The sequence below is a fragment of the Cupriavidus ulmosensis genome, assembly GCF_977008105.1.
Map to the genome: position 1 here is coordinate 1560075 of NZ_CDRMWP010000001.1, position 25491 is coordinate 1585565.

Annotated in this window: 10 protein-coding genes and 1 pseudogene; 6 read left to right on the forward strand and 5 right to left on the reverse strand. The window is 65.0% G+C overall.

The window, feature by feature from the left end; translation table 11 throughout:
* Positions 1-24 precede the first annotated feature (24 nt).
* The 4 genes and pseudogenes from ACWTPI_RS07160 to dmpG form a co-directional block, all read right to left on the reverse strand.
* Positions 25-9192: a GLUG motif-containing protein gene (locus ACWTPI_RS07160; RefSeq protein ID WP_454731262.1), complete on the reverse strand. Its 9168-nt coding sequence runs from the start codon at positions 9190-9192 to the stop codon at positions 25-27.
* A 42-nt stretch (positions 9193-9234) separates the two neighbouring features.
* Positions 9235-15735 (reverse strand): MBG domain-containing protein, encoded by a 6501-nt coding sequence (locus ACWTPI_RS07165; protein WP_454731263.1) that lies wholly within the window; start codon positions 15733-15735, stop codon positions 9235-9237.
* 29 nt (positions 15736-15764) lie between these two features.
* On the reverse strand, positions 15765-17465 hold the full coding sequence (locus tag ACWTPI_RS07170; RefSeq protein WP_454731264.1) for a ShlB/FhaC/HecB family hemolysin secretion/activation protein: 1701 nt from the start codon (positions 17463-17465) through the stop codon (positions 15765-15767).
* Positions 17466-18300: 835 nt separating this feature from the next.
* Positions 18301-18934: pseudogene (gene dmpG / locus ACWTPI_RS07175) on the reverse strand (4-hydroxy-2-oxovalerate aldolase); the annotation flags it as partial.
* A gap of 86 nt (positions 18935-19020) precedes the next feature.
* On the opposite strand from dmpG, the gene ACWTPI_RS07180 reads away from it, so the two are divergent.
* The gene (locus tag ACWTPI_RS07180; protein ID WP_454731265.1) at positions 19021-19260 is read left to right on the forward strand and encodes a hypothetical protein; all 240 of its coding nucleotides are present in this window, start codon (positions 19021-19023) and stop codon (positions 19258-19260) included.
* A gap of 171 nt (positions 19261-19431) precedes the next feature.
* On the opposite strand, the gene ACWTPI_RS07185 is transcribed toward ACWTPI_RS07180, so the two are convergent.
* Positions 19432-20079 (reverse strand): IclR family transcriptional regulator, encoded by a 648-nt coding sequence (locus ACWTPI_RS07185; protein ID WP_454731266.1) that lies wholly within the window; start codon positions 20077-20079, stop codon positions 19432-19434.
* A 95-nt stretch (positions 20080-20174) separates the two neighbouring features.
* Between ACWTPI_RS07185 and ACWTPI_RS07190 the strand changes: the two genes are divergently transcribed.
* From ACWTPI_RS07190 to ACWTPI_RS07210, 5 genes are read left to right on the forward strand one after another with little or no spacing between them, the layout of a single operon-like run.
* Entirely contained in the window at positions 20175-21158 is a 984-nt protein-coding gene (locus tag ACWTPI_RS07190) for a Bug family tripartite tricarboxylate transporter substrate binding protein (RefSeq protein WP_454731267.1), read from the forward strand.
* Between the two features lie 24 nt (positions 21159-21182).
* Positions 21183-22052 carry a VOC family protein gene (locus ACWTPI_RS07195; protein ID WP_454731268.1) on the forward strand — a complete coding sequence of 290 codons (870 nt, stop codon included), beginning with the start codon at positions 21183-21185 and terminating at the stop codon, positions 22050-22052.
* Positions 22052-23467 carry an aldehyde dehydrogenase family protein gene (locus ACWTPI_RS07200; RefSeq protein ID WP_454731269.1) on the forward strand — a complete coding sequence of 472 codons (1416 nt, stop codon included), beginning with the start codon at positions 22052-22054 and terminating at the stop codon, positions 23465-23467. Before ACWTPI_RS07195 ends, ACWTPI_RS07200 begins: the two co-directional genes overlap by 1 nt.
* Positions 23468-23480: 13 nt before the next feature.
* Positions 23481-24749 (forward strand): CaiB/BaiF CoA transferase family protein, encoded by a 1269-nt coding sequence (locus ACWTPI_RS07205; RefSeq protein WP_454731270.1) that lies wholly within the window; start codon positions 23481-23483, stop codon positions 24747-24749.
* A complete protein-coding gene (locus ACWTPI_RS07210) occupies positions 24746-25486 on the forward strand; it encodes an enoyl-CoA hydratase/isomerase family protein (protein WP_454731271.1) in 741 nt (246 codons plus the stop codon). Before ACWTPI_RS07205 ends, ACWTPI_RS07210 begins: the two co-directional genes overlap by 4 nt.
* Positions 25487-25491: the final 5 nt, after the last annotated feature.

The window sequence follows — 25491 nt, forward strand, 5'->3', positions numbered from 1 at the left end:
GTGGACAGCGATAAGCGGAAGGTTTCATGGTTCCACGCGGATGAAATTCTCGGCGAAGCTCAGCGGCAGCCGGGACGGCCCCTGGTCGGGTTGCGAGAGGCTCGCCAGCCGCGACGGACGGGGGCCGAACGGAGTGTCGTGGCGGGCGGCGTAGCGCGCATCGATGGCGCTGTTTTCCAGTTGTCCGGCGGTAATCATCCCCTGTGCCACGCCGATCGTCAGGGAGCCGTCGCGGTAATCGATGCGGTAGTTGCCGGAGCGCAGGCCTGCCGCGGTCAGGCCATAGATGCCCGGCTGCGTAGCACCCTGCGCGCTGCCGCCATAGGCCAGGGCGCCCTCCAGCACCGAGGCGTCCTCGCCGTTGACGAAGCCGGTATAGCCGACGCCGTTGCCGCCATGGTAGGGGATGCCGTTGGCGATCCGGGTGGCGTTGTTGGCGGTGATGAGCAGGTGTGCCGGGTCGACGATCCAGGTGCCGTCGCGGGCTTCGGTGACGAGGTAGTTGCCGTTGGTCAGTGTGCCGTTGACGCGCAGCGTGTGGCTGCCGGCGTTGGTGCCGTGGTTGATGCCGAAGCTGTTGGTGAGGCCGGCCAGCACGCCGATGTTCTGGCCGTTGACCAGGCCCTCGGCGGTGAGGCCCGGATTGGTCGGGGCGTCGCCGTAGATGGAGCGGCCGCTGTTGGCGGTGACGGTGATGGCCTTGGGATCGACGATCCAGCGGCCGTCGCGAAGCGCGACGCGGTAGTTGCCGTTGGTCAGCGTGCCCGAGACGGTGAGCACGTACTCGTCGGCATTGGTGGTGGGGTCGATGCCGAAGCTGTTGGTGAGGCCGGCCAGCACGCCGATGTTCTGGCCGTTGACCAGGCCCTCGGCGGTGAAGCCCGGGTTGCTCGGGGTATCGCCGTAGGTGGAGCGTCCGCCGGTGGCGGTGACGGTGATGTCCTTGGCATCGACGGTCCAGGTGCCGTTGCGGCGCTCGACGACGCGGTAGTTGCCCTCGGCCAGGTCGCCGGTGACGGTGAGCGTGTGACTGCCAGCGTTGGTGGTGGGGTCGATGCCGAAGCTGTTGGCGAGGTCGCCCAGCACGCCGACGTCCTGGGCGTTGACCAGGCCCACGGCGGTGAAGCCCGGGTTGCTCGGGGTGTCGCCGTAGGTGGAGCGCCCGCTGTTGGCGGTGATGGTGAGCGGCGCTTTGTCGATGGTCAGCGTGCCGTTGACGTAGCGAACGTCGTAATTGCGGGCGCTCAGGTCCTTGGCGGTGATGGTGTAGTCGCCGGCGTTGAACGCCTCCTGGGCGTTGCCGCCGAAGGCGAGGGTGCCATCGAGTGCCGCCTTGGTCTCGCCGTGGACGAAGCCGTCGTACCTGACGTCGTAGCCGCCCGTGTAGATCAACCCATCGTAGACCTTGCCCTTGTCGAGGGCGGTGATGGTGAGCGGTGTCTTGTCTATGGTGACCGTGTTGTCGGCATAGATGATGTCGTAGCCGGATTGTCCGGAATAGAGGCCCGTATCCAGGCCCAGGCCCGCCGCGTAGCGGCCGGCGTTGGCCGAACGGGTGCCGTAGGTAGCCGCGCCGTCCAGCAGGGCGTCGGCGATGCCGGTGGTGTAGGTGAATGTGCCGCTCGCGGCGGTGCCGTCGTAGGTCTTGCCGTCCATGCCGCTGGCCGTGACCGTGACGGGCTTGAGGAAGCTGCGCAGCAGCGGCATGGTGTCGCCGTCGTAGATGCGCCAGACGCTGCCGGTGCCGCCCTGGTTGTCGATGTCCCAGCCGGCGTAGGTGCCCAGGTTCATCAACTGCGCGCCGGTCTTGCCGCTCGCGCCTGGGGCGGGGGCGGCACCTACGCCGATGGCGGCCAGATCCATATTCCAGAAGCTGTCCTGGATGGCGCCCCCGACGTAGCTACCGACGAGGCCGCGGGCATAGTCACCATCGCCGTTGACCGTGGCCGTGGCATAGGAATTGGAGATGATGCCGCCGCTGTGAGTGCCCACCAGTCCGCCCACGAAGCTGTTGGCGGTGACTGTGCCGGTGGCATAGCTGTTCTCCACCGATCCGGCATTCTGGCCGACCAGGCCGCCCGTGCCGAAAGTGAAGAGGCTGCCGGTGACGACACCGTCCGCATAAGAATTGGAGATAGTGCCGAGGTTGTTTCCGACCAATCCGCCAAGGCCACCCTTTCCCTGGATAGTCCCGTTGCGGGAATAGACTCCCGTGATGACGCTGTCGACCCTGCTGGTACCGGCCAGGGCCCCAGCGCTGGTATTGGCGGTCACGGTGGCGTTCACCAGGCCGAGATTGCTGATCCGTGCGCCCTGCAGTTTGGAAAACAGGCCCACCGTCGAGCGACTGGGGGTGTTGATAGTCAGGTTGCTGATGATGTGGCCCTGGCCATCCAGGCTGCCGGTGAAGGGCGCGGAGGAGCCTATGGGCGCGAAGCCCGTGCCGTCGTTCCACGCCGCCGAGGCACCGGCATCGATATTGCCGCCCAGCACGAAATGGCCCCCCAGCAGGCTGCCCATGCCCTGCAGGCCATAGACGTCGGTCAGCAGGTAGGGGGTGGTGGCGCTGCCGTCGCCCCCGGTGGCGCGCACGAAGGTGCCGCCGGCCAGGCGGAAGTCGCTGGCCGAGAACGTGGGCAACGCGGGCAGGGTGCCGATCTGGCGCCAGTGGCCCGCGTTGAGGGTGTAGCGGCTGACCTCCACCTTGTCAGGGGCCGTGATGTTGCCGGCGACGTTCAGGCTCAGGTGGTTGCCGGATAGCTCGATGGTGCCCAGTGATGCATTCCCGCGCGTGGCCGTCACGGTCAGCGTCTGGCCGCTGGTGCCGGTGCCCTGGGTGACGCCGCCCAGCAGGTTGACGTCGCCACGGGCGGCGCTGATGGTGCGATCTCCGGTCAGCCGGTAGCCGCTGTTGCGGATACTTCCCCCCTGGGTGCCCACCAGCGAGCCGACATTCGTCACGCCGCTGACATCGCCGGAGGCCCATGCGTCCTTGATGGTGCCGTCATTGCGCCCGACCAGGCCACCGACATTGCTATCGCCCTCTACGGTGCCCGTGGCATAGGCGTCGCTGATGCTGACCGTGCCGCCATTGTTGGCATGGTTGATGCCGACCAGACCACCGATGGCGCTACTCGCACCCGTTACGGCGTCGTTGCTAGTTACCGTGCCTGTGGCGTAGGCGTTGCTGATGCTGGCCGTGCCGCTGTCGGCAACGTTTTGTCCGGCCAGGCCACCGACGAAGTTCTTGCCCGTTACCGCGCCCGTGGCATAGGCGCTGCTGATGTTGGCCGTGCCGCCAGCGTCAGCATAGTTGTATCCAACCAGGCCACCGAAGTTGTAGGTGCCGGTACCCGTTACGTTGCCCGTGGCATGGGCGTTGTTGATGCTGGCCGTGCCGCCGTTGGCAATGTTGACGCCAACCAGGCCGCCGACGCTAGCGGAGCCATTCACCGTTCCGCTCGCCCAGGCGTTATCGATGCTGGCGGTGTCGCTGTTGGTGGCTTTGAGTTGTCCAACCAGTGCGCCGACGTTCGAATTTCCGGTGATGTTGGCGTCATCCAGTCCGACGTTGCGAATCGTGGCGTTCTGCGCGGCACCGAACAGGCCCACGAATTCCTGGCCGTGCCGGTTGATAGTCAACCCGCTGATGACGTGGTGTCGGCCATCGAAGGTGCCCTTGAACGGGGTGATGCCGTCGCGCCCGATGGGCGAGAACCCGGCGCGGTCGTTCCACTTGGCCGTGCCGCTGGCGTCGATATCGCCAGCCAGCGCGAAATGCCCGGACAGCAGCGTGCCCATGCCTTGCAGTCCATAGACGTCGGTCAGCAGGTAGGGGGTGGTGGCGGCGCTGCCGTCGCCGCCGGTGGCGCGCACGAAGGTGCCGCCGGCCAGGCGGAAGTCGCGGGCCGACAACGCGGGCAGGGTGCCGATTTGGCGCCAGTGGCCCGCGTTGAGGGTGTAGCGGTCGACGGTCACCGCATCAGCGGCCGTGATGTTGCCGGCGATGTCCAGGTTCAGGTGGTTGTCGGGTAATTGGATGGCACCCAGATTCGCGTTCCCGCCGGCCTTTACGGTCAGCGTCCGGCCGCTGGTACCGGCGTCCTGCGTGACGCCGCCCAGCAGGTTGATGTCGCCCTCGGAGGCGCTGATGCTGCGATCATCGGTCAGCACGTAGCTGCTGCGGATGAGGCTCGCGTTTTCCCCCTGGCCCACGAGCGAGCCGACATTCGTCGCGCCGCTGACATCGCCAGAGGCCCAGGTGTCTTCGATGGTGCCGCCATTGCTCCCCACGAGGCCGCCGATGCGGTCGTTACCCTCGACGGCGCCTGTGGCATAGGCGTTGCTGATGCTGGCGGTGCCGATAAGGGCATCATTAGCTCCGACCAGGCCGCCGACTTTGCCGTTGCCTGTCACGGCGCCTGTGGCATAGGCGTTGCTAATGCTGGCGGTACCGCCGACGGCAACGTTGATGCCGACCAAGCCGCCGACATAGTCGCCCTGATACTCACCCTGATCCTCACTCAGACCTGTGACGGCGCCTGTGGCTTGGGCGTTGCGAATGCGGGACGTGCCGCCGATGGCAACGTTGACTCCGACCAGGCCGCCGACGTGTTGCTTGCCCGTCACGGTGCCTGTGGCATGGGCGTTGCTGATGGTGGCCGTGCTGCCTTCGTCAGCTTGGTTGGATCCCACCAGGCCACCGACATTAGCGACGCCATTCGCCGTCCCGCTCGCCCAGGCGTTGTCGATGCTAGCGGTGCCGTTGTTGGTGGCGCGGAGTTGTCCCACCAGCGCACCGACGTCCCCACTTCCGGTGACGTTGGCGTTATCCAGTCCGACGTTGCGAATCGACGCATTCTCCGCAGCACTGAACAGCCCCACCAAATCCTGATTGGGCCGATAGATGGTCAGCCCGCTGATCACGTGGCTCTGGCCATCGAGGGTGCCCGTGAATGGGGCGCTCTCATCCCGGCCGATGGGTGAAAATCCCGCGCCCTCGTTCCATCCGGACGTGTGGCTGGCGTCGATATTGCCAGCCAACGCGAAGTGCCCGGACAGCAGCGTGCCCATGCCTTGCAGTCCATAGACGTCGGTCAGCAGGTAGGGGGTGGTGGCGGCGCTGCCGTCGCCGCCGGTGGCACGCACGAAGGTGCCGCCGGCCAGGCGGAAGTCGCGGGCTGAGAACGCGGGCAGGGTGCCGATTTGGCGCCAGTGGCCCGCGTTGAGGGTGTAGCGGTCGACGCTCACGGCATCAGCGGCCGTGATGTTGCCGGCAATGGCCAGGTTCAGGTGGTTGTCGGGCAGTTGGATGTCGCCCAGGTTGGCGTTCTTGCTGGCGGTCACGTTGAGCGTCCGGCCGACCACACCGTCGCCTTGCACCACGCCACCCAGCAGGTTGATGTCGCCTTCGGAGGCACGGAGGGTGCGATCTCCGGTCAGGCGGTAGCTGCCATTGCGGATCGTTCCCCACTGGTCGCCCACCAGCGAGCCGACATTCGTCGCGCCGCTGACATCGCCGGAGGCCCACGCATCTTCGATGGTGCCGCTATTGTTGCCGACCAGGCCACCGACGCGGGTGTGGCCCGTGACGGCTCCGGTGGCATGGGCCTTGCTGATGCTGGCTGTGCCGCTGCTGACAAAGTTGTCTCCGACTAAGCCGCCGACATGGCTATAGGCCCCACCGGTTGCGGCGCCCGTGGCATAGGCTTGGCTGATGCTGGCCGTGCTGTTGGTGTTGCCGGCCTGGTTGTGTCCGACTAGGCCGCCGACGGAGGAGTTCTTAGCCCCCGATACGTTGCCTGTGGCATACGTGTTGCTGAGGCTGGCCGTACTGTTGGTGCCGGCAAAGTTTAGTCCGACCAGGCCGCCGACGGAGGACCTATCCGTTCCCGATACGTTGCCTGTGGCATAAGCGTTGCTAATGCCGACCGAGCTACTGCTGCCGGCGTAGTTTTCGCCGGCCAGGCCGCCGACGGAGCCACCAGTCCCCGATACGTTGCCTGTGGCAAAGGCGTCACGGATGTTGGCTGTGGCGCCGCTGGCAGAGTTTCTTCCGACCAGGCCACCGACCTTGTCGTTACCCTTAACCGCAACCGTGGCGTGGGCGTTGCTGATGCTGACTGTACCGTTGGCGTTGGCATGGTGATATCCGACCAGGCCGCCGACGTAGGAGCCCTGACCCTCTCCCTGACCCGTTACCTCGCCGGCGGCAGAGGCGTTGTTGATGTTTGCCGTGCTGTCCCTACCGACGGCGGCGCTCTGTCCGACCAGCCCACCGACGTAGCTCTTTCCTGATACGACTCCCCGCGACCAGACATTGTCGAGCGAGGCCTTGCCATCATTGGCCAAGAGATTGCCGACCAGTCCACCGACCAATGTGTCTCCTGAGATGCTGACGTTTTCCAGCCCGACGTTGCGGATCGCAGCGTTTTTCGCGACACCGAACAGCCCCACAAGATTCTCGCTGGACCGTTTGATGGTCAGCTTGCTGACGACGTGACCCTGGCCATCGAAGGTGCCCTTGAAGGGGGCGTTGTCGCTGCGGCCGATGGGTGAAAATCCCGCCATATTCCACATGCCACCCCAGCTGTTCATGCCGGTTGCACCGGCATCGATGTCGCGCGCCAGGGTGTAGTTGGCCCCGAGGTCCATGGCCATCAATTGCAGTTGATGGGCGTTGGTGACGGTGGTGCTGTATTCCGAGGCCAGGAAGGGCCGGGTCTGGCCCTCGATCATGTACCAGCCGGCGCTGGCGTTCTTGCTGGTGGCGACCGTGCCCAGGTTGGCGTAGGCGCTGGCCTTGAAGGCATAGTTGGGGGCGTTGAACTGATTGTTGGCGCTGGTGACGGAACTTAGGCTTCCGCTGCCACCGGTACCTACGCCACGGCTTTGCTTGGTGGAATAGCTGTCCCAATAGCTGTTGCTGATGGAGCCGTCGGCGTTGTATCCGACGAAACCACCGACGAACCCGCGAGGGGGACCTGTCACGGCGCCCGTGGCGTAGGCGTTGCTGATGCTGGCCGTGCTGTACATGTCGGCAAGAGTGAAGCCGACGAGGCCACCGATGTAGTTACCGCCTTCTACCGCGCCCGTGGCATAGACGTTGCTGATGCTGGCCGTGCCACCGACGGTGGTGGAGCCAACGACAGTGCTATATCCGACGAGGCCACCGATGTAGTTGCCCCCACCCTTGACGGCGCTGGTGGCATAGGCGTTGTTGAGGTTGATCGTGCCGCCGTTCACACGGATATCGCCGACCAAGCCACCGACGTAGTCGATACCGGACACGCTTCCGCTCACCCAAGCGTTGTCGAGAGAGGCCTTTGCACCCTCGCCGACGGAGACTTGTCCGACCAGTCCGGCGACCTGTGACTTTCCTGAGACGCTGACCCCGTCCAGCCCGACGTTTCGGATCACCGCGTTCTGCGCAGCACCGAACAGTCCCGCGTAGTCTTGGTCGGGCCGGTTGACGGTCAGTTGGCTGATGACGTGGCCCAGCCCATCGAACGTGCCGGTGAAGTAATTCCTGGCCTCACCCAGCGGGTCAAATCCCGCACCGCCGTCCCACTCACGGGTGGCACGGGCATCGATATCGTTGCCCAGCACGTAACGACCGCCCAGCTTGCCGTTAATGCCCTGCAGGTCTTTACCCGTGATGCTGCCTTGCTCCCCCAGGCCGGTGATGATGGTGTAGTTGATCGTGGTGCCATCACTGCCCAGCGTGGTGCTGAAGCGGCCGGTCGAGGCCAGGTTGACCGGCGCGCGCACCTGGTAGGTGGCGGTATTGTCCGCGGCCGGTGCGCCCTGGCCGTACCTTAACGCCAGCCCTGCCGCTTCCGAGCCGTTCATGGCGGCGTTGATCTGGATATCGCGCTCGGCGGTGAGGGTGAGCGTATTGGCGCGCCAATTCACGGTGTCGTTGACGAAGATATCGCCCTTGCCGGACTTGCTCCCCCTGACGCTCTGGATCTCGAAGTCGGTATTCTGCAGCGCCGCGCTGACATCCGCGCCGGTCATGTCGCCGCCGGCAGCGGCGATGGTGAAGTCGTTGGGATCGATCAGCCAGGTGCCGGTCTTGCCGTTGCGGGCGCGGGTCGTCACCGTCGTACCGGCGGCCACCTTCACGCGCGCGGCGCTGGTCTCGATAAAGCCGCCGTTGCCACCTTGCGGCGCGCTGGCATCCAGCGTACCGGCCACCTCGGTGGTGCCGCCGCGGTCCAGGTTGGCCAGCAGCAGGATACGACCCTCGCGCGTCGCCACGGTGCGCGCCTGGATGGTGCCGGTGTGACTGACCACGGCCGAGGCCAGCGCGTCGGCGCCCTGGGCGGTGAGGATCACCTGGCCGCCATCGGCCTGGATCAGGCCGCCGTTGCTGGCCAGCGTAGCCACATCCGCCGGATCGACGGCGATCTGGAGGTGGCCGTTGGCGCCGGCCGACAAGGTGATCTGCCGGCCGGCAGCCAGGGCCACGTCACCCAGCGGGGCGAGGATGGTGCCAGTGTTGGACACGCGCGCGCCCAGCAGCGCCACGCGGCCGCCGTCGGCCGCCGTGATGCGGCCCTGGTTGCTGACCTCGCCGGTGGCGCCGTCGAGGGTGAAGCGGTCGCGGCTGGCGAGGAAGTCGGCGTCGGCGATGCGCAGGGTCGAGGCCACCAGGCTGCCCACGTTGACCTGGGCGCTGGCGCCGAACAGCACGCCGGCCGGGTTGACCAGGTAGACCTGGCCGTTGGCGGTCATGGTGCCGAGGATCTGGCTGGCCGGGCCACCGGTGACACGGTTCAAGGTAGCCGCCGTGGTGGAGGGCTGCACGAAACGCACGCTGGCGTTCGTGCCAACATCGAACGACTGCCAGTTGACGATAGCGCGGTTGCTGTCCTGGGTGAGGGTCAGCGCGTTGCCTTGGGTGGCGATGCTGGCCGTGCCCGCGGCGACGCTGCCGCCTTGAGGCAGGGCGCCCGTGTCAAGCGCGAGAGCCAGCGGTGCGACGAGCATGCCGGCCAGCGCCACGTTGAAGGCCTGCCAAAGTGGCCGCCTGTCACTCGGGACAATGGCGTCGCCGTGGCGAGTCCGGGCGCGGGTTGTCCCGCCCGCGCTGTGGCCGCGCGCCGTTTCCGGCGCCGGCACGAAGGCCTGCTGGACGCGGCTCCAAACCAGCCGATAGGTGCGGTTGATGCTGGCGTGCTTCCACATGGATGGACCTCTTCTGTAAGTGATTTGCGGTTCCGGCGGACGTCAGGGCCCCACGCGGATAAAGTTCTCGGCGAAGCTCAGCGGCAGCCGGGACGGCCCCTGGTCGGGCTGCGACAGGCTTGCCAGCCGCGAGGGACGGGGGCCGAACGGAGTGTCGTGGCGATCGGCGTAGCGTTCGTCGATGGCGCCGTTTTCCAGTTGTCCCGCAGTAAGCAGCCCCTGTGCCGCGCCGATCGTCAAGGAGCCGTCGCGGTATTCGATGCGGTAGTTGCCGGAGCGCAGGCCTTCCGCGGTCAGGTCATAGACGCCCGGCTGCGTAGCACCCTGCGCGCTGCCGCCATAGGCCAGGGCGCCCTCCAGCACCGAGGCATCCTCGCCATTGACGAAGCCGGCATAGCCCACGCCGTTGCCGCCGCGGTAGGGGATGCCGTTGGCGATCCGGGTAGCGTTGTTGGCGGTGATGAACAGACGCGCCGGATCCACGATCCAGGTGCCGTCACGGGATTCGGTGACGGTGTAGTTACCGTTGGTGAGCACGCCATCGACGCGCAGCGTGTGGCTGCCGGCGTTGGTGTCGTGGTCGATACCGAAGCCGTTGGTCAGTCCCGTTAGCACGCTGACGTCTTGCCCATTGACCAGGCCGTTGGCGGTGAGGCCGGGGTTGGCCTGCTTGGTATCGCCATAGGTAGAGCGCCCGCCGTTGGCGGTGACGGTGATGTTCTTGGGATCGACGACCCAGGTCCCGTCGCGGCGTTCGGTGATGGTGTAGTTACCGTTGGTGAGCACGCCATCGACGCGTAGCGTGTGACGGCCGGCGTCGGTGTCGTGATCGATGCCGAAACTGTTGGTGAGGCCGCTCAGCACGCTGACGTCCTGATCGTTGACCAGACCCACGGCAGTGAAGCCGGGATTGGTCGGAGTGTCGCCGTAAGTCGAGCGCCCGCTGTTGGCGGTAACGGTGATGTCCTTGGGATGGACGACCCAGGCGCCAACGTTGCGCTTCGTGACGCGGTAGTTGCCGTTGGTCAGCGCACCGGTGACGGTGAGCACGTAGTCGTCAGCGTTGGTGTGGCTGTCGATGCCGAAGTTATTGGTGAGGCCGGCCAGCACGCTGGCGTCCTGATCGTTGACCAGGCCCACAGCAGTGAAGCCCGGATTGGTAGGGCTGTCGCCGTAGGTGGAGCGCCCGCTGGTGGCGGTGACCGTGATGTCCTTCGCATCGACGATCCAGGTGCCATCGTTACGCTCGACGACACGGTAGTTGCCCTTGGCCAAGTCGCCGGTGACGGTGAGCACGTAGTCGTCGGCGTTGGTGGTGCGATCGATGCTGAAACTGTTGGTGAGGCCGCTCAGCACGCTGACGTCTTGCCCATTGACCAGGCCGGTGGCGGTGAAGCCGGGATTGCTCGGTGTGTCGCCGTAAGTCGAGCGCCCGCTGGTGGCGGTGACGGTGATGTCCTTGGGATCAACGACCCAGGTGCCATCGTTACGCTCGATGACGCGGTAGTTGCCCTTGGCCAGGTCGCCGGTGACGGTGAGCGTGTATTTGTCGGCGTCGGTGGTGCGGTCGATGCCGAAGCTGTTGGCGAGGCCGGTCAGCACACTCACGTCCTGGCCGTTGACCAGGCCCTCGGCGGTGAAGCCCGGATTGCTCGGGGTGTCGCCGTAGGTGGAGCGGCCGCTGGTGGCGGTGACGGTGATGTCCTTGGCATCGACGACCCAGCTGCCGTCGTGGCGCTCGATGACGCGGTAGTTGCCCTTGGCCAGGTCGCCGGTGACGGTGAGCGTGTATTTGTCGGCGTCGGTGGTGCGGTCGATGCCGAAGCTGTTGGCGAGGCCGGTCAGCACACTCACGTCCTGGCCGTTGACGAGACCGTCGGCAGTGAAGCCCGGATTGCTCGGGGCGTCGCCGTAGGTGGAGCGGCCGCTGGTGGCGGTGACGGTGATGTCCTTGGCATCGACGACCCAACTGCCCACGTTGCGCTCGATGACGCGGTAGTTGCCCTTGGCCAGGTCGCCGGTGACGGTGAGCGTGTATTTGTCGGCGTCGGTGGTGCGGTCGATGCCGAAGCTGTTGGCGAGGCCGGTCAGCACACTCACGTCCTGGCCGTTGACGAGACCGTCGGCGGTGAAGCCCGGATTGCTCGGGGTGTCGCCGTAGGTGGAGCGGCCGCTGGTGGCGGTGACGGTGATGTCCTTGGCATCGACGACCCAACTGCCCACGTTGCGCTCGATGACGCGGTAGTTGCCCTCGGCCAGGTCGCCGGTGACGGTGAGCGTGTATTTGTCGGCGTCGGTGGTGCGGTCGATGCCGAAGCTGTTGGCGAGGCCACTCAGCACGCTGACGTCTTGCCCATTGACCAGGCCGGTGGCGGTGAATCCCGGATTGCTCGGGGCGTCGCCGTAGGTGGAGCGGCCGCTGGTGGCGGTGACGGTGATGTCCTTGGCATCGACGACCCAGCTGCCGTCGTGGCGCTCGATGACGCGGTAGTTGCCCTTGGCCAGGTCGCCGGTGACGGTGAGCGTGTATTTGTCGGCGTCGGTGGTGCGGTCGATGCCGAAGCTGTTGGCGAGGCCACTCAGCACGCTGACGTCTTGCCCATTGACCAGGCCGGTGGCGGTGAAGCCGGGATTGCTCGGGGCGTCGCCGTAGGTGGAGCGCCCGCTGGTGGCGGTGACGGTGATCGGTGCCTTGTCGACCGTCAGCGTGCCGTTGACGTAGGCGATGTCGTAGTTGGTGGCACCGTGGCCGCTAGCAGTGATCGTGTACCTGCCGGCGTTGACCGCATCCTGGGCGCTGCCGCCGTAGGTCAGCGTGCCGGTGAGATCGGTCGATGTCTCGTTGTTGACGAAGCCGTCGTACGTGACGCCGTAGCTGCCGGTGTAGGTCAACCCATCGTAGGTCTTGCCCTTGTCGAGGGCGGTGATGGTGAGCGGTGCCTTGCCGATCGTCAGGTGACCGTCGACGAAGGTGATGTCGTAGCCCTGCTGCGACGAATACTGGCCCCCCGGTGTGATGGCGTAGCTGGCGTTATCAGCATTGGCATTGATCGCGCCTTGGGCGTTGCCGGTGTAGCGCAGCGTACCGGCCAGCGAGGCGTTCGGGTCGCTTTGCGTGACGCCGTTGTCGCCCGACCAGGCGAGACCGTCGTACGTCTTGTCGGCGTTGTTCGCGGTGACGGTGACGGGCTTGAGGAAGCTGCGCAGCAGCGGCATGGTGTCGCCGTCGTAGATGCGCCAGACGCGGTCGGTGCCACCCTGGCTGTCGATGCTCCAGTCGGCATAGGTGCCCAGGTCCTTCAGTTGCTCGCTGGTCTTGCCGATCACGCCTGCGCTGTTCCCGCCGCCTACGCCAGCGGTTCGTCCGGTGGTGCCGATATCCCAGTAGCTGTTGTTGATGATGGAGTTGGTGTCGTTCAGTCCGACCAAGCCGCCGGCAAAAACGCCACTACTCGTTACAGCGCCTGTGGCATAGGCGTCGCTGATGCGGGCCGTGTGGCCGCCGTTGCCAAGGCTCCATCCGACCAGGCCGCCGACCTTGTCGTTGCCCTTTACGGTGCCCGTGGCATAGGCGTTGCTGATGTTGATCGCGCCGAAGCTGGCTTCGTTCGTTCCGACCAATCCTCCTACCTCGTTACCCCGGCCCGCCACCTTTCCGGTCATCCAGACGTTGTCGAGATAGACTGCGCCGCTGTTGGCATAGTTGTGTCCAACCAGTCCGCCGACCTGTGAGCCTCCTGAGACGCTGACGCGGTCCAGCCCGACGTTACGGATCGTGGCATTCTGTGCCCGGCCAAATAGCCCCACATAGTCCTGGCTGGGCCGGTTGACGGTCAGCCCGCTGATCACGTGGCCCTGGCCATCGAAGGTGCCCTTGAAGGGGGCGGCCGCGCCGCCGCCGATGGGCGAGAATCCAGCCATAGTCCACATGCCACCCGAGACCTCCGCCGTGCCATCGTTGAGGCCGGTTGCACCGGCGTCGATGTTGCGCGCCAGGGTGTAGTTGGCCCCAAGGTCCATGGCCATCAACTGCAACTGATGGGCATTGGTGACGGTGGTGCTGTATTCCGAGGCCAAGAAGGGCCGGGTCTGGCCGTTGATCATGTACCAGCTGGCTCCGGCGTTCTTGCTTGTGGCAACGGCGTCCTCGCCCAGGTTGTTGGTGTAGGCGCTGACCTTGAAGGCGTAGTTGGCGGCGCCGGACTGGGCGGGGTCACTGGTGACCCAATGGAGGTTCCAGCTCCCGCCGGCCCCGACGCCATCATTTTGCTTGGTGGAAAAGCGGTCCCAGTAGCTGTTGGTGATGGAGCCGGAGCTTTGTCCAACCAGGCCGCCGGCGTTGCCATTAGCCGTCACCGCGCCTGTGGCATAGGCCTTGCTGATGCTGGCCGCGCTACTAGCATTGTGTCCGACCAGGCCGCCGACGTTGTACTTACCCTTCACGGCGCCTGTGGCGTAAACGTTGTTGATGCTGGCCGTGCCGCGACCGACAGAGTTTTCTCCAACCAGGCCGCCGACAAGGCTGTCACCACCCTCTACGGCGCCTGTGGCATAGGCGTTGCTAATGCGGGCCGTGCCGCCAGTGAAACCGTAGTTCCTTCCGACCAGGCCGCCGACGTAGTTGCCCTGGCCCGTCACGTTTGCGCTCGACCAAACATGGTCGAGAGAGGCCGTGCCGTCGCGGGCAAGGTTGTATCCGACCAGCCCACCGACGTATGCGTTTCCTGAGACGCTGCCCCTATCCAGCCCGACGTGGCGAATCGTGGCATTTGTCGCGAAACCAAACAGCCCCACATGGTTCTGGCCGGGCCGGTTAATGGTCAGTCCGGCGATAGCATGGCCAAGGCCGTCAAAGGTCCCCCTGAACGGGGTGTTCTCGGCATAGCCGATCGGAGAAAATCCTGCACCGCCGTACCACTCCCGGGTGGCACTGGCATCGATATCGCTGCCCAGCACGTAACGACCGCTCATATTGCCGTTGATGCCCTGCAGGTCGTTACGCGAAGTGCTGCCTTGCTCCCCCAGGCGGGTGAGGATGGTGTAGTTGAGCGTGGCGCCATCGCTGCCCAGCGTGGTGCTGAAGCGGCCGGTCGAGGCCAGGTTGACCGGCGCACGGACCTGGTAGGTGGCGGTATTGTTTGCGGCTAGCGCGCCTTGGCCATACTTCAACGCCAGCCCTGCCGTGTTCGAGCCGTTCAGGGCGGCGTTGATCTGGATATCGCGCTCGGCGGTGAGGGTGAGCGTGTTGGCACTCCAGCTCACCGTGTCGTTGACGAAGATGTCGCCCTTGCCGGACGTGCTCCCCCTGACGCTCTGAATCTGGAAGTCGGTGTTCTGCAGCGCCGTGCTGACCGCCGCGCCTGTCATGTCGCCGCCGGCCGCGGCGATGGTGAAGTCGTTGGGATCGATCAGCCAGGTGCCGGTCGTGCCGTTGCCAGCGCGGGTGGTCACCGTGGCGCTGTCGGCGACTTTCACGCGCGCGGCGCTGGTTTCGATAAAGCCGCCGTTGCCGCCGTGCGGCGCGCTGGCGTCCAGCGTGCCGGCCACCTTGGTGGTGCCGCGGTCCGGGTCGGCCAGCAGCAGGATGCGCCCTTCGCGCGTCGCCACGGTCTGCGCTTGCACGGTGCCGGTGTGACTGACCACCGACGAGGCCAGCGCGTCGGCGCCCTGGGCGGTGAGGATCACCTGGCCGCCCTCGGCCTGGATCAGGCCACCGTTATGGACCTGGGTGGCGAGATCGGCGGGATCCACTGCGATCTGGAGGTGGCCGTTGGCGCCGGCCGACAGGGTGATCTGCCGGCCGGCAGCCAGAGCCACGTTGCCCAGCGGGGCATGAAGGGTGCCGGTGTTGGTGACGCGCGCCCCGAGCAGGGCCACGCGGCCGCCTTGGGCCGCCGTGATGCGGCCCTGGTTGCTGACCTCGCCGGTGGCGCCGTCGAGGGTGAAGCGGTCGCGGCCGGCGAGGAAGTCGTTATCGGCGATGCGCAGGGTGGACGCTACCAGGCTGCCCACGTTGACTTGCGCGGTAGCACCAAACAGCACGCCGGCCGGGTTGACCAGGTAGACCTGACCGTTGGCGCTCAGGGTGCCGAGGATCTGGCTGGCCGGGCCACCGGTGACACGGTTCAGGGTGGCCGCTGTGGTGGAGGGCTGGACGAAACGGACGCCGGCGTTTTTGCCGACGTCGAACGACTGCCAGTTGACGATGGCCCGGTCGCTGCTCTGGGTGACGGTCAGTGCGTTGCCCGAGCCGGCAATGTTTGCCGCGCCCGCAACGACGCTGCCACCTTGGGGCAGCGCGCCCGCGTCAAGCGCGAGTGCCAGCGGGCTGACGAGCAGGCCAGCCAGCGCCAGCGCCACGTTCAAGACCCGCCAAAGTGGCAGCCTGTCACTCGGGACGATGCCGCCGCCGCGGCGAGTCCGGGCGCGGGTCGCCCCGCCCGCGCTGTGGCCGCGGGCCGTTTCCGGCGCCGGCACGAAAGCCTGCTGGACGCAATTCCAAACCAGCCGATAGGCGCGGTTGATGCTGGCGTGCTTCCACATGGTCGGATTCCTTTTCTCGGTAGGTCAGTTCAGAACGCCAGGCTGGCGCTGATCCACAGGCGCGCGCCGCGCCGGCTGCCGTCCTGGTTGCGGCCGGGGTTGGCGCTGGCCGGGTTGTGGCCCAGCGGCACGGCGAACACCGCATCCAGCGCGAAGCCGCGCGGGAGGCTCCAGCGCAGGCCGAGGCCGGTGGCATACAGGGCGTAGGTGTTGCGGTTCGTGCCTTGCATGTCCCAGCCCGGCCAGCGCGCGCGGTGCTGGCGCACCACGCCGGCGTCGGCGAACAGGTAGGCGTCCAGGCCGGCATTCAGGCCGGCATTCAGGCCGAAAAGCGCCGGGGCCAGCAAGGCATGCAGTTCCACCTGCGCCAGCGCGCCGCTGTCGCCGTAGCCTTCGCTGGCTGGATAGCCGCGTACCCCGTAGGGGCCGCCGAGGCCGAACTGCTGCGAGGAATCGAGGTTGTCGGCCGACCATTGCCCGGCGGCGCGCACGCGCAGGTAGCTGGCGGCGCCCAGCACCTGGTCGCGGCGCAGATCGGCGTTGAGGCGGGTGAAGCCGCCGGCGACGCGCGGGCCGGCGGCATCCTGCCGGCGGTCGTCGGCCAGGCGCAGGGCGGCGTTGCCCTGGGTCAGTTCGGCGCGCCAGGCGGTCTGGCCGCCGCGGCCGAAGGCGTCGCGGCTGTCGCCGTACAGGGACAGGCCCAGGGTGTTGAGGCGCCGTTCGCGCAGGGTGAAGCCCAGGCTGTCGTCGCGGTTGCGGCGCTGGCCGAGATTCAGCGCGAGCCACAGGTTGCGCTCGGCGCCGCGCAGCAACGGGTAGGCCAGCCCGGCGGTGGCGGTGCGGGCCTGGCCACTGGCATCGAGGGCTTCGAATTCCTTGCCCAGGCGGTAATGCAGCTGGCTGTAGCCGAGCGACAGGCGCAGGCCGTCATGGCCCAGCGGCACGCCGTAGCCCAGGGTCTGGTAGTCGAGGTGGCCGGCGGCGGCGGCGCTCAGGCTGAGCTGGTCGCCATAGCCGCTCGGGTTGTTCAGCGCGACCATGCCGTAGCCCTGCAAGGCGCCGGTGGTGCGGCTGCCGAGGTTGCCCAGGCCGAGTTGTCCGGAGACCCACGGGCCGTCGCGCACGCTCAGCGCCAGGTCGGTGCTGCCCGGCGCGGCGCCGGCCTGCAGCACGCCGTCGGCGGCGATGCCGGGCAGGTCGTTGGCGAGCAGCAGGCCACGTTCGAGATCGGCCTGCGAATAGGGCTGCCCCGCGTCCAGGCGGCGGCCGACGATGCGCGCCACGAAGTCCTGGCGGGCGCGGGTCTGGCCCGGCGCCATGAGCAGGCTGCCGAAGCGGCCTTCGACGACCTGGATGCGCAGGGTGCCGCCGGTCACGTCCTGCTGCGGCAGCAGCACCCGCACGAACCAGCCGCGCGTGCGGTAGTAGCCGACCAGGGCCTGGGCGGCGGCGTGCAGTTCGCCGAGGGTCTGCGGCCGGCCGAGGCTGGCGTCGAGCTGGCGGGCCAGTTCCTCGGCCGGAATCAGCGTGGCGCCCTCGATGACGACGTGCCGGATGACCACGCTGGGCCCGCTGCGGTCTTCCGGGGCAGCGGGCGCGGCGGGCGTCGGCGCGGTGGCGGCGGGCGGGGTCAGGGTCTGTTCCAGCTGGCGCTGGAGATGGCCGGCGTCGGTCGGCACCTGGGCGTGCGCCAGGCCGGCGAGGGTAAGGAGGGCGAGGGGGGCGGCCATCAGGGAACAGCCAGCCCGGCAAAGGGGGGAAGAGAAATATGGGCGTCGATTCACGGTGGCTTCCTGCGGGTGCGGGAACGCATGCGCCGGCTGGGCAGTCCCGCCGGCAGGGTTGCGTTTCAAACTGGGGCTCAAGCCCGCACTCTAAGAAGCGTTGCCGAATGGCGCATACCCTGTTTCGGGTATTTGTCGCGGCGAGGTTGGCGTTTGCGCACCGTCACGATCGGCGCATTTGCCATGCGAATTGCGTTTGCTTGCCGACGTTTGTTTTGTCTCGTTTTCGCTCGGCGGGCATGAACGGACGGGGGAAGCTCAGGGTGCGCGCCGCGATGCCGGGCCGCAAATACCCGGTTTTGGGGATGTCCCGATGGCGTCCGGCCTGTCTAATGTTTTCTCAGGGGCACACGTTCAACACCGGCCGGCTGGCGGGTCAAGGGAACGGAGCGTCATGCGTGCCCTGCGCGGCGATAGCCATCGTGTCGCCGTGTCGAGAAACCGACAGGAAGTCCGAATCGTGCTGATGTTTCGCCGCTGTTGTTGCACCGCGCCGCTCTACAGCCGGGCACGCCGGCCCTGGTGGTCGCGCGCCTTTGTCTGGCGCCGTTTGTACCAATGCGAGAGCTGTGGCGCGCGGATGCTGTTGCCCAGGCGGCTGACGAAGCAGTGGCAGCGGCAGGGGTGGCTGCCGTGCTGGCGCGCGGACTGAGCGCGCCCGCATGGCGGCGTGGCGCGGGGCGCGGTCTTGTCCGCCGGCTGCAGGCGGCAGTCCATGCGCAGGAAAGGCGGACCCGGGCCGATGCCGCGCCATCGGCCCGGCCGGAAACCCATGGCGGCGTCAGGCGAGCAGGCCGCGCGCCCGCGTCAGCGTCATGGCGGTGTCCTCGATCATGTCTTCCTGGCCGCCGACCAGGCGCTGGCGGCCCAGCTCGACCAGGATCTCGCGCGCGGGAATGCCGTACTTGGCCTGGGCGCGCTTGGCGAACAGCAGGAACGAGGAATACACGCCGGCGTAGCCCAGCGTGAGCGCGTCGCGATCGATGCGGATCGGCTGGTCCATGATCGGCACGACAAGGTCCTCGGCCACGTCGGCGATGCGGAAGACGTCGACGCCGGTGTCGATGCCCATGCGCTCGCATACCGCCACGAAGACCTCCATCGGCGTGTTGCCCGCCCCGGCGCCGAGCCCAGCTGCGGCGGCGTCGATCCGGGTGGCGCCGCAGGCCACGGGCCGCCAGCGAGTTGGCGATGCCCATGGCGAGGTTGTGGTGGCCGTGGAAGCCGAGTTCGGTCTCGGGAGCGAGCGCCTGGCGCACCGCGCCAAGCTTGGCGGTGACGTCGTGCGGCAGCATGTGGCCGGCCGAATCGGTGAGGTAGAGGCAGTTGGCGCCATAGGACTCCATCAGCAGCGCCTGCGCGACCAGCACGTCCACCGGCGCCATGTGCGCCATCATCAGGAACCCGACCGCGCAGCGCCCGCCGCTGCGCGGCGAGAGCATGGTGGCATTCGGCCGATGCGGAACGAGGCAACAGGGATGTGGGGGCGAAGGAGATCGTCATGAGAACGCGATATCGAATCGCCTGCCTGCTGGGCGCCGGCGCTGTGGTGGCGCTTGGCATGGTCGCCGGCGTGATGACGGCGGTGCTGGCCCCGGCGGAGGAATCCGCCGGGGCCGGTGTGGCCGCCGCGGACATGCGTGCGGCGGTGGACGCCGCGCTGCGCCATTGCGACGATGCCTGCCGGCAGAGCCGGGGCATTGCCGCGGTGACGGCTCTGGGCCACCGGCCGCCGCCATAGAAGTCGTTTCAAGAAGATCCAGGCGTCGTTGCGCGGCACGGCAAGTGCCAGCTGTACTGTCTGCGGCCGCGCCCTTGCGGGCGCGCACGCTGCGCAGGCGGATCACCGCGTGATCCGAATCCCCTGCTTCGCCCTAGTCAGGACCGCCTCGCTTCATTTTGAAGCAACTTCTTACGCGGGCCCCATGCCAATAAGCCTCGAGACCATAGCTGCGGCGTTCTGAAGTGTCGGAACAATTTCATTCTCGATCCTCTCAGGGGTCGCCTCCGCTGGCGACGTGGAAATCCCGATAGACAACTGGCGGTTGCCAACCCGCGCAAGCGGGACTGCAACCGAGACCTGATTGCTCTCAGGATATTCGACCATCGCCCATTCGCCGATTCCGAGGGTGAGCGCCTGTGTGAGCGCGCTGCCTGGAGGCAGGGTGCTTCCGACTCGGAGATTCATCACCACGAGGCGACGGCGTTCGGCGAGTGCCATCGCCCTTCCAATAATGATCACCCCGTCAGGGTTCGCTTCGCCCAAGTTGGACGTTCCTGCGTACGTGTCAGCCAACTGCTGGAGCATCTGCTGAACCGAGTCTGACACCCCCAGACTTTCCAGAGCGGCAAAGCCGATCTCGAAGACTCGGGTAGTCAAGCGCCACTGGTTGCCCTCGCGCGCGACATATCCCTCCTCCTCCAATGTCAGCAGAAAGCGCAGAACGGTCGGGTGGGGCAGGTCTACGGCGCGAGACAGCTCCGCCAAAGTCGGTCGCCCGTTTTGCCGAAAAGCGCGCAGCACCGCTAGACATCGTTGGATCGATCTATTATTCTTCATTCGTACACTCTGTGTACTTGTAGTTCATCTAGTGAACATCATAAATCAAGAGTGCCTGAGATGCAACCTGCTTCTTGAATTCAGGAGACAAACAAATGAAACGATGGATATTGAGCCTGAGCGCCGCGATGGTGGCTTGCTGGGCAGCGCCCGGTCAATCTGTTGCGAACGCCAGCGAGTCTTGGCCGAGTCGCCCGATCAAGTGGGTCGTGCCGTATCCGCCGGGCGGCACCACTGACATGCTGGCCCGTATCGTTGGGACGAAGCTCTCGGAGCGGCTCGGGCAGCCTGTGGTGATCGAGAACAAGCCAGGAGCCGGGGGAGATGTGGGCACTGCCTATGCGGCAAAGCAGGCCGCCGATGGATACACCATCGTCATGGGCAATATCGGTCCTATTGCAGTCAATCCAACGCTCACTCCAGACGCCAACTTCTCTCCCACGCGAGATCTCGCGCCGGTAACGCTGTTGGCGGAGGTTCCCAATCTGCTGGTGGTCAACCCGCAGTTACCGGTCAAATCGGTGAAGGATCTCATTCAGTACGCGAAGCAACAGCCGAATCCCCTGTCGTACGCGACTCCCGGCAACGGAACATCCCTGCACTTGGCGGGGGAACTGTTTGCGTCGACCGCGGGCCTGCGCATGGTCCATGTGCCATACCGAGGTAGCGGTCCCGGCCTGAATGACACGATGGCAGGCCATGTGCCGATCATGTTCGACAACATGCCGTCAGCTTTGAATCTCGTAAAGAGCGGCAAGCTTCGCGCACTCGCGATCACGAGTCCGGTCCGTTCCCCCTTGCTGCCGGACGTCCCAACTATGACCGAAGCGGGTCTGAGCAATTATCAGATCACTGGCTGGTTCGGCGTTTTGGTCCCGATCGCGACGCCAAAGCCGATCGTCACGCGACTGGATGCCGAAATTCAAGCGGTACTCAAGATGCCTGAGGTCCGCGCCAAGATCGGCGACCTCGGGGCAATCATTTCTGGCGCCAGCCAAGATGAGTTCGGCCGATTCATCCAGCAGGAGTCGGCGAAATGGCAAAAGCTCATTCGTACCGCGCACATCACCGCGCAGTAGGTAAGTTACGTCAAGGAAGAAGTCATGTTGAATTCGGTTGACAGAATTCTCGTCGCGGTGCGCGACCTCGATCAAGCAGAGCAGAACTACAGAGAAGTGCTTGGAGCGCAGTACCTTGATGAGCTCGTAAGCGACCACCTGAACGCCCGCGGCCGCAGGCTGGCGATCGGCGAAAGCACGGTCGAACTGTGGACCCCGCGGGGAGCGGGTGCCGTGAGCGATCATCTTGACGGCTTCGGAGAAGGTCTGTTCTTCGGTGGCGTTTCGACGGCCAGCCTTTCTGAATATCAGAGGCTCCTCGCCGAGCAAGGCATCCGCTTTGCCGAGGCCGATGGCCGCCTCTATTTGAGCGTAGAGGGCCTCTATGGCATACCGCTCGTTGTCAGCGAAGCGGCACCACGGGTTCGAGCCAATGGTCCTGTGTCATTTTTGTACGAACTCACAATGGTTCTCCGCACCGACTGGCGAGCGGTCGCGGATTGCTATGCGCGCAAACTGGGCCTGCAGCGCGACAAGGCAGTAGACATCACGTTCGCTCGATTTGGCTATGAAGGCACGCTACTGATGTTCGCGCCGGATCGTCTTGATCGCATCGAATTGGCTGAAGCGCATGATCCCGCATTTGCCATGGGCAGGTTCTCGGGCAAGCGAGGCGACGCACTTTACATGTGCTATATCGAAACGGATGATTTGCCGGGCGTAATCAGGCGGCTCGACTCGCGCAACGCAAAGTGGACCCGAAGGACTGATACGGGCAAGCCCGAGCAGGATGGTCTCTGGATCCATCCGAGCGCGCTGAACGGCGTCCTACTTGGTGTATCCCGTACATCGTTGGCGTGGGGATGGTCAGGTAGCCCCGAGAAGGTCCAAGAGATTTCGGGGGAGCAGTCGTGATGCCGGAAATCTTCGATCAGCAATACATCGGGGGATCGTGGCGTCGTGCTTCTGGCACACAGCTCATTGACGTGCAGGACCCGAATACTGGACTGGTCTCGGCCCAAATCCTTCCGGGTACCGAGGAGGACGTCGATCTCGCCTTGAGCGCCGCGCAGAACGCATTGGCCAATTGGTCCGCAACATCCGTGTCGGCAAGATGCACAATCCTGAATCGTCTAAAGGACCAACTCGCAAATCGACAGGAATCTTTGGCTGATGCTATCGCAGCTGAAGTGGGCACGCCCCTAAAGATCTCGCGCATCGTTCAAGTCGACTCGCCCATTCGAAACATTGGGAACTTCGTGAAGCTCGCAGAAGGGTTTCCATGGCAATCGCGAATGGGCCACTCTGTCATCGTTCGCGAGCCTTTCGGAGTCGTGGCATGCATTACGCCATGGAATTTCCCGCTTCATCAGATCATCCTGAAGGTGGTGCCCGCGCTTCTGGCCGGGAACACAGTCGTGCTCAAGCCAGGCGAATTGACGCCCCGAACAACGCGCCTAATTTGCGATGCAATCGATGACGCAGACTTTCCTCCTGGCGTGGTGAACGTTGTGAACGGCCTGGGCGCGGTAGTGGGCGCAGCGTTGGCCCGAGCGGATGGCGTGGACATGGTCAGCTTCACAGGCTCCACGGACGCCGGTCGCGCAGTGTCTTGCTTGGCCGCATCGACCATCAAGAAGGTGACGCTGGAGCTGGGCGGCAAGTCGCCTTCCTTGGTGTTGCCGGGTGCGGATCTTACTGTGGCCGTAAAGGGAACGCTCGCTTCCTGCTTCCTCAACAACGGTCAGACTTGCAGCGCGCTTACCAGGTTGATTGTGCATTCGCGTGATTTGGAGACCGTAGAAGCCTTGGTGAAGCAAGAACTCGCCAAGCTCTCCGTCGGCTCCAGCCTGGTCGAAGGCCATCGGATCGGTCCACTCATTTCTGGCAAGCAGCGTGATCGCGTGCAGGAACTAACGGAAAAAGGTGTGGCAGAGGGCGCAAGGCTCATCGCGTCCGGCCAGGATGTTCCGCCTGCAGGATTTTTCGTTAGTCCGAAGGTGTTTCTCACAAATCAAGATAACCACCTGGCCAACGAAGAGGTGTTTGGCCCCGTGCTCTGTGTGATTCGCTACGACGACATCGAAGATGGCATCCGCATCGCCAACGCAACGGTGTATGGCCTCGCCGCGGCCGTTTGGGGCGAGCCTGACCTTGCATTCGACGCCGCTGGAAAGATTCGCTCCGGACAGGTCGATATCAACGGCGCGAGATTCAACCCCGTAGCGCCCTTCGGCGGTTTCAAGCAAAGCGGCGTTGGCCGGGAGGCGGGTCATGTCGGTTTGGATGAGTTCCTGGAGTACAAGTCAATCCAAATGAACGAGGGATGACGGGATGTCTCTTATGCAGAAACAAGCTTTAGGAAGCATTCGCGTACTGGATATGACGCGAGTCCTCGCCGGGCCTTGGTGCACCCAGATTCTGGGAGACATGGGTGCCGACGTCATCAAGATTGAGCATCCATCGCGAGGGGATGATACGCGGCAGTGGGGCCCTCCGTATGCGATGACGAGTGAAGCCGAAGTGCTTGAAGATTCTACCTACTTCGCTTCCGCCAATCGGAACAAGAGATCTGTTGGCGTAGACATCGCCAACCCGGTCGGCGCGGATCTGATCCGTAAGCTGGTTCTTGAGTGCGATATCTTTGTCGAGAACTTCAAGGTTGGCGATCTTGCTCGCCGAGGGCTTGACTACGACACTCTCCAGAAGATCAATCCGCGCCTGATCTATTGCTCGATCACCGGGTACGGTCAATCCGGGCCGTACGCCGATCGCCCCGGCTACGATTTCGTTTTCCAGGGGGAGAGCGGGCTCATGAGCATTACGGGCGAGCGTGATGACAAGCCCGGAGGTGGGCCGCAGAAGGTTGGGATCGCCATTGCCGATCTCACAACGGGACTGTATGCCGCGGTCGCGATACTCGCCGCGTTGAACCACAGGAATGCCACGGGGGAAGGCCAGCACATCGATTTGGCATTGCTCGATTGCCTGGTTGGCTTGTCGTCGAATCAGGGATTGTCGTGCCTGATCAATGGCACGGAACCGCACCGATGGGGGAACGCACATCCGTCGCTCGTACCGTATCAAGTCTTTGACACCGCAGACGGTAAGGTGGTCGTTGCTGTGGGGAACGATTCCCAGTGGCTGCGCCTTTGCCAAGCGCTCGACGCCAAAGAGCTGGCCCGGGATTCGACGTTCCATTCGGCATCCGGACGCATTCGGAATCGAGCGGCGTTAATTTCGCAAGTATCGTCGATTCTTGCTACGCGCCAAACCGAACATTGGCTTGCCGCGTTCTCGGCAGCGGATATCCCGCACGGCCGTATCAATACCTACAAGGAAGCCTTTGCTCACCCACAAGTCATCCATCGTCAGATGGCCGTCGACGTGCCGTTTGACAAAGGTGCCGGCTCAGTAAGAGGCATTGCCAATCCCATCAAATTCAGTAAAACGCCGGTGCATTACGTTCGCGCGCCGGCGAAACTTGGGCAGCACACAGAAGATGTTCTTTCCGACTTACTAGAACTTTCCGCAGACCACATCGCCCGTCTCGAAGAAGGTGGGGTGATTAGTTGCCGCATGTCGAAAAAGACACTTCAGGAGCAATCATGAGCATCCAAGCCAACAACGTCGGAGACGTCCTGGAGATTTGCATTGCGCGTCCCGAAAAGCGCAATGCGGTCAGCACGGCGATGTACCAAGAATTGACCCGTCTTCTGGATGAGTCCAACGCGGACAAGGAATGTGCCGCAGTCATCGTGCATGGCGCGGGTGGAAACTTCACCGTCGGCGCTGATATCAATGATTTCCAGACCCGGCGCGGCAACGAAGATTCCCCTGCCGTTACGTTCCTCCGGAAGATGGCGGCGATCGATGTACCGCTCATCGCAGCCGTCGAGGGGCTGGCGATTGGAATCGGTGCCACGATGCTGCAGCACGTCGATTTTGCCTACGCATCCCAAGATGCACGCTTCCGCATGCCGTTCGTTTCTCTGGGTCTGTGTCCCGAGGGTGCATCCAGCTATCTGCTCGAATCGCTGGTAGGTGTCAGGAAGGCACGTGAGTGGTTGATGCTTGGCAAGTTCTTCGACGCAGAAGAAGCTTTCGATGCCGGGCTTCTGACGTCGCTGACGCAGGAGGGAGAGGCCCTTGCACAGGCGCGTAAAACGGCCGCCGAACTGGCGAAACTCCCCAAGGCTTCGGTGCGGGCGGCAAAGCGAATGTTGAACCACGCAAATCGCGCCGCCGTGGGTTCCGCACTCGACCTGGAAGTGAAGATGTTCGCCGAACTTCTGAATACAGAGGCGACTCAGGAAATCTTCAAATCCTTCCTGAATAAGAAGCGTTGAGAAGT

Coding starts and splice junctions, on each gene's coding strand:
- ACWTPI_RS07160 (WP_454731262.1), bottom strand. CDS start 9,192: ATGTGGAAGCACGCCAGCATCAACCGCACCTATCGGCTGGTTTGGAGC.
- ACWTPI_RS07165 (WP_454731263.1), bottom strand. CDS start 15,735: ATGTGGAAGCACGCCAGCATCAACCGCGCCTATCGGCTGGTTTGGAAT.
- ACWTPI_RS07170 (WP_454731264.1), bottom strand. CDS start 17,465: ATGGCCGCCCCCCTCGCCCTCCTTACCCTCGCCGGCCTGGCGCACGCC.
- ACWTPI_RS07180 (WP_454731265.1), top strand. CDS start 19,021: ATGAGAACGCGATATCGAATCGCCTGCCTGCTGGGCGCCGGCGCTGTG.
- ACWTPI_RS07185 (WP_454731266.1), bottom strand. CDS start 20,079: ATGAAGAATAATAGATCGATCCAACGATGTCTAGCGGTGCTGCGCGCT.
- ACWTPI_RS07190 (WP_454731267.1), top strand. CDS start 20,175: ATGAAACGATGGATATTGAGCCTGAGCGCCGCGATGGTGGCTTGCTGG.
- ACWTPI_RS07195 (WP_454731268.1), top strand. CDS start 21,183: ATGTTGAATTCGGTTGACAGAATTCTCGTCGCGGTGCGCGACCTCGAT.
- ACWTPI_RS07200 (WP_454731269.1), top strand. CDS start 22,052: ATGCCGGAAATCTTCGATCAGCAATACATCGGGGGATCGTGGCGTCGT.
- ACWTPI_RS07205 (WP_454731270.1), top strand. CDS start 23,481: ATGCAGAAACAAGCTTTAGGAAGCATTCGCGTACTGGATATGACGCGA.
- ACWTPI_RS07210 (WP_454731271.1), top strand. CDS start 24,746: ATGAGCATCCAAGCCAACAACGTCGGAGACGTCCTGGAGATTTGCATT.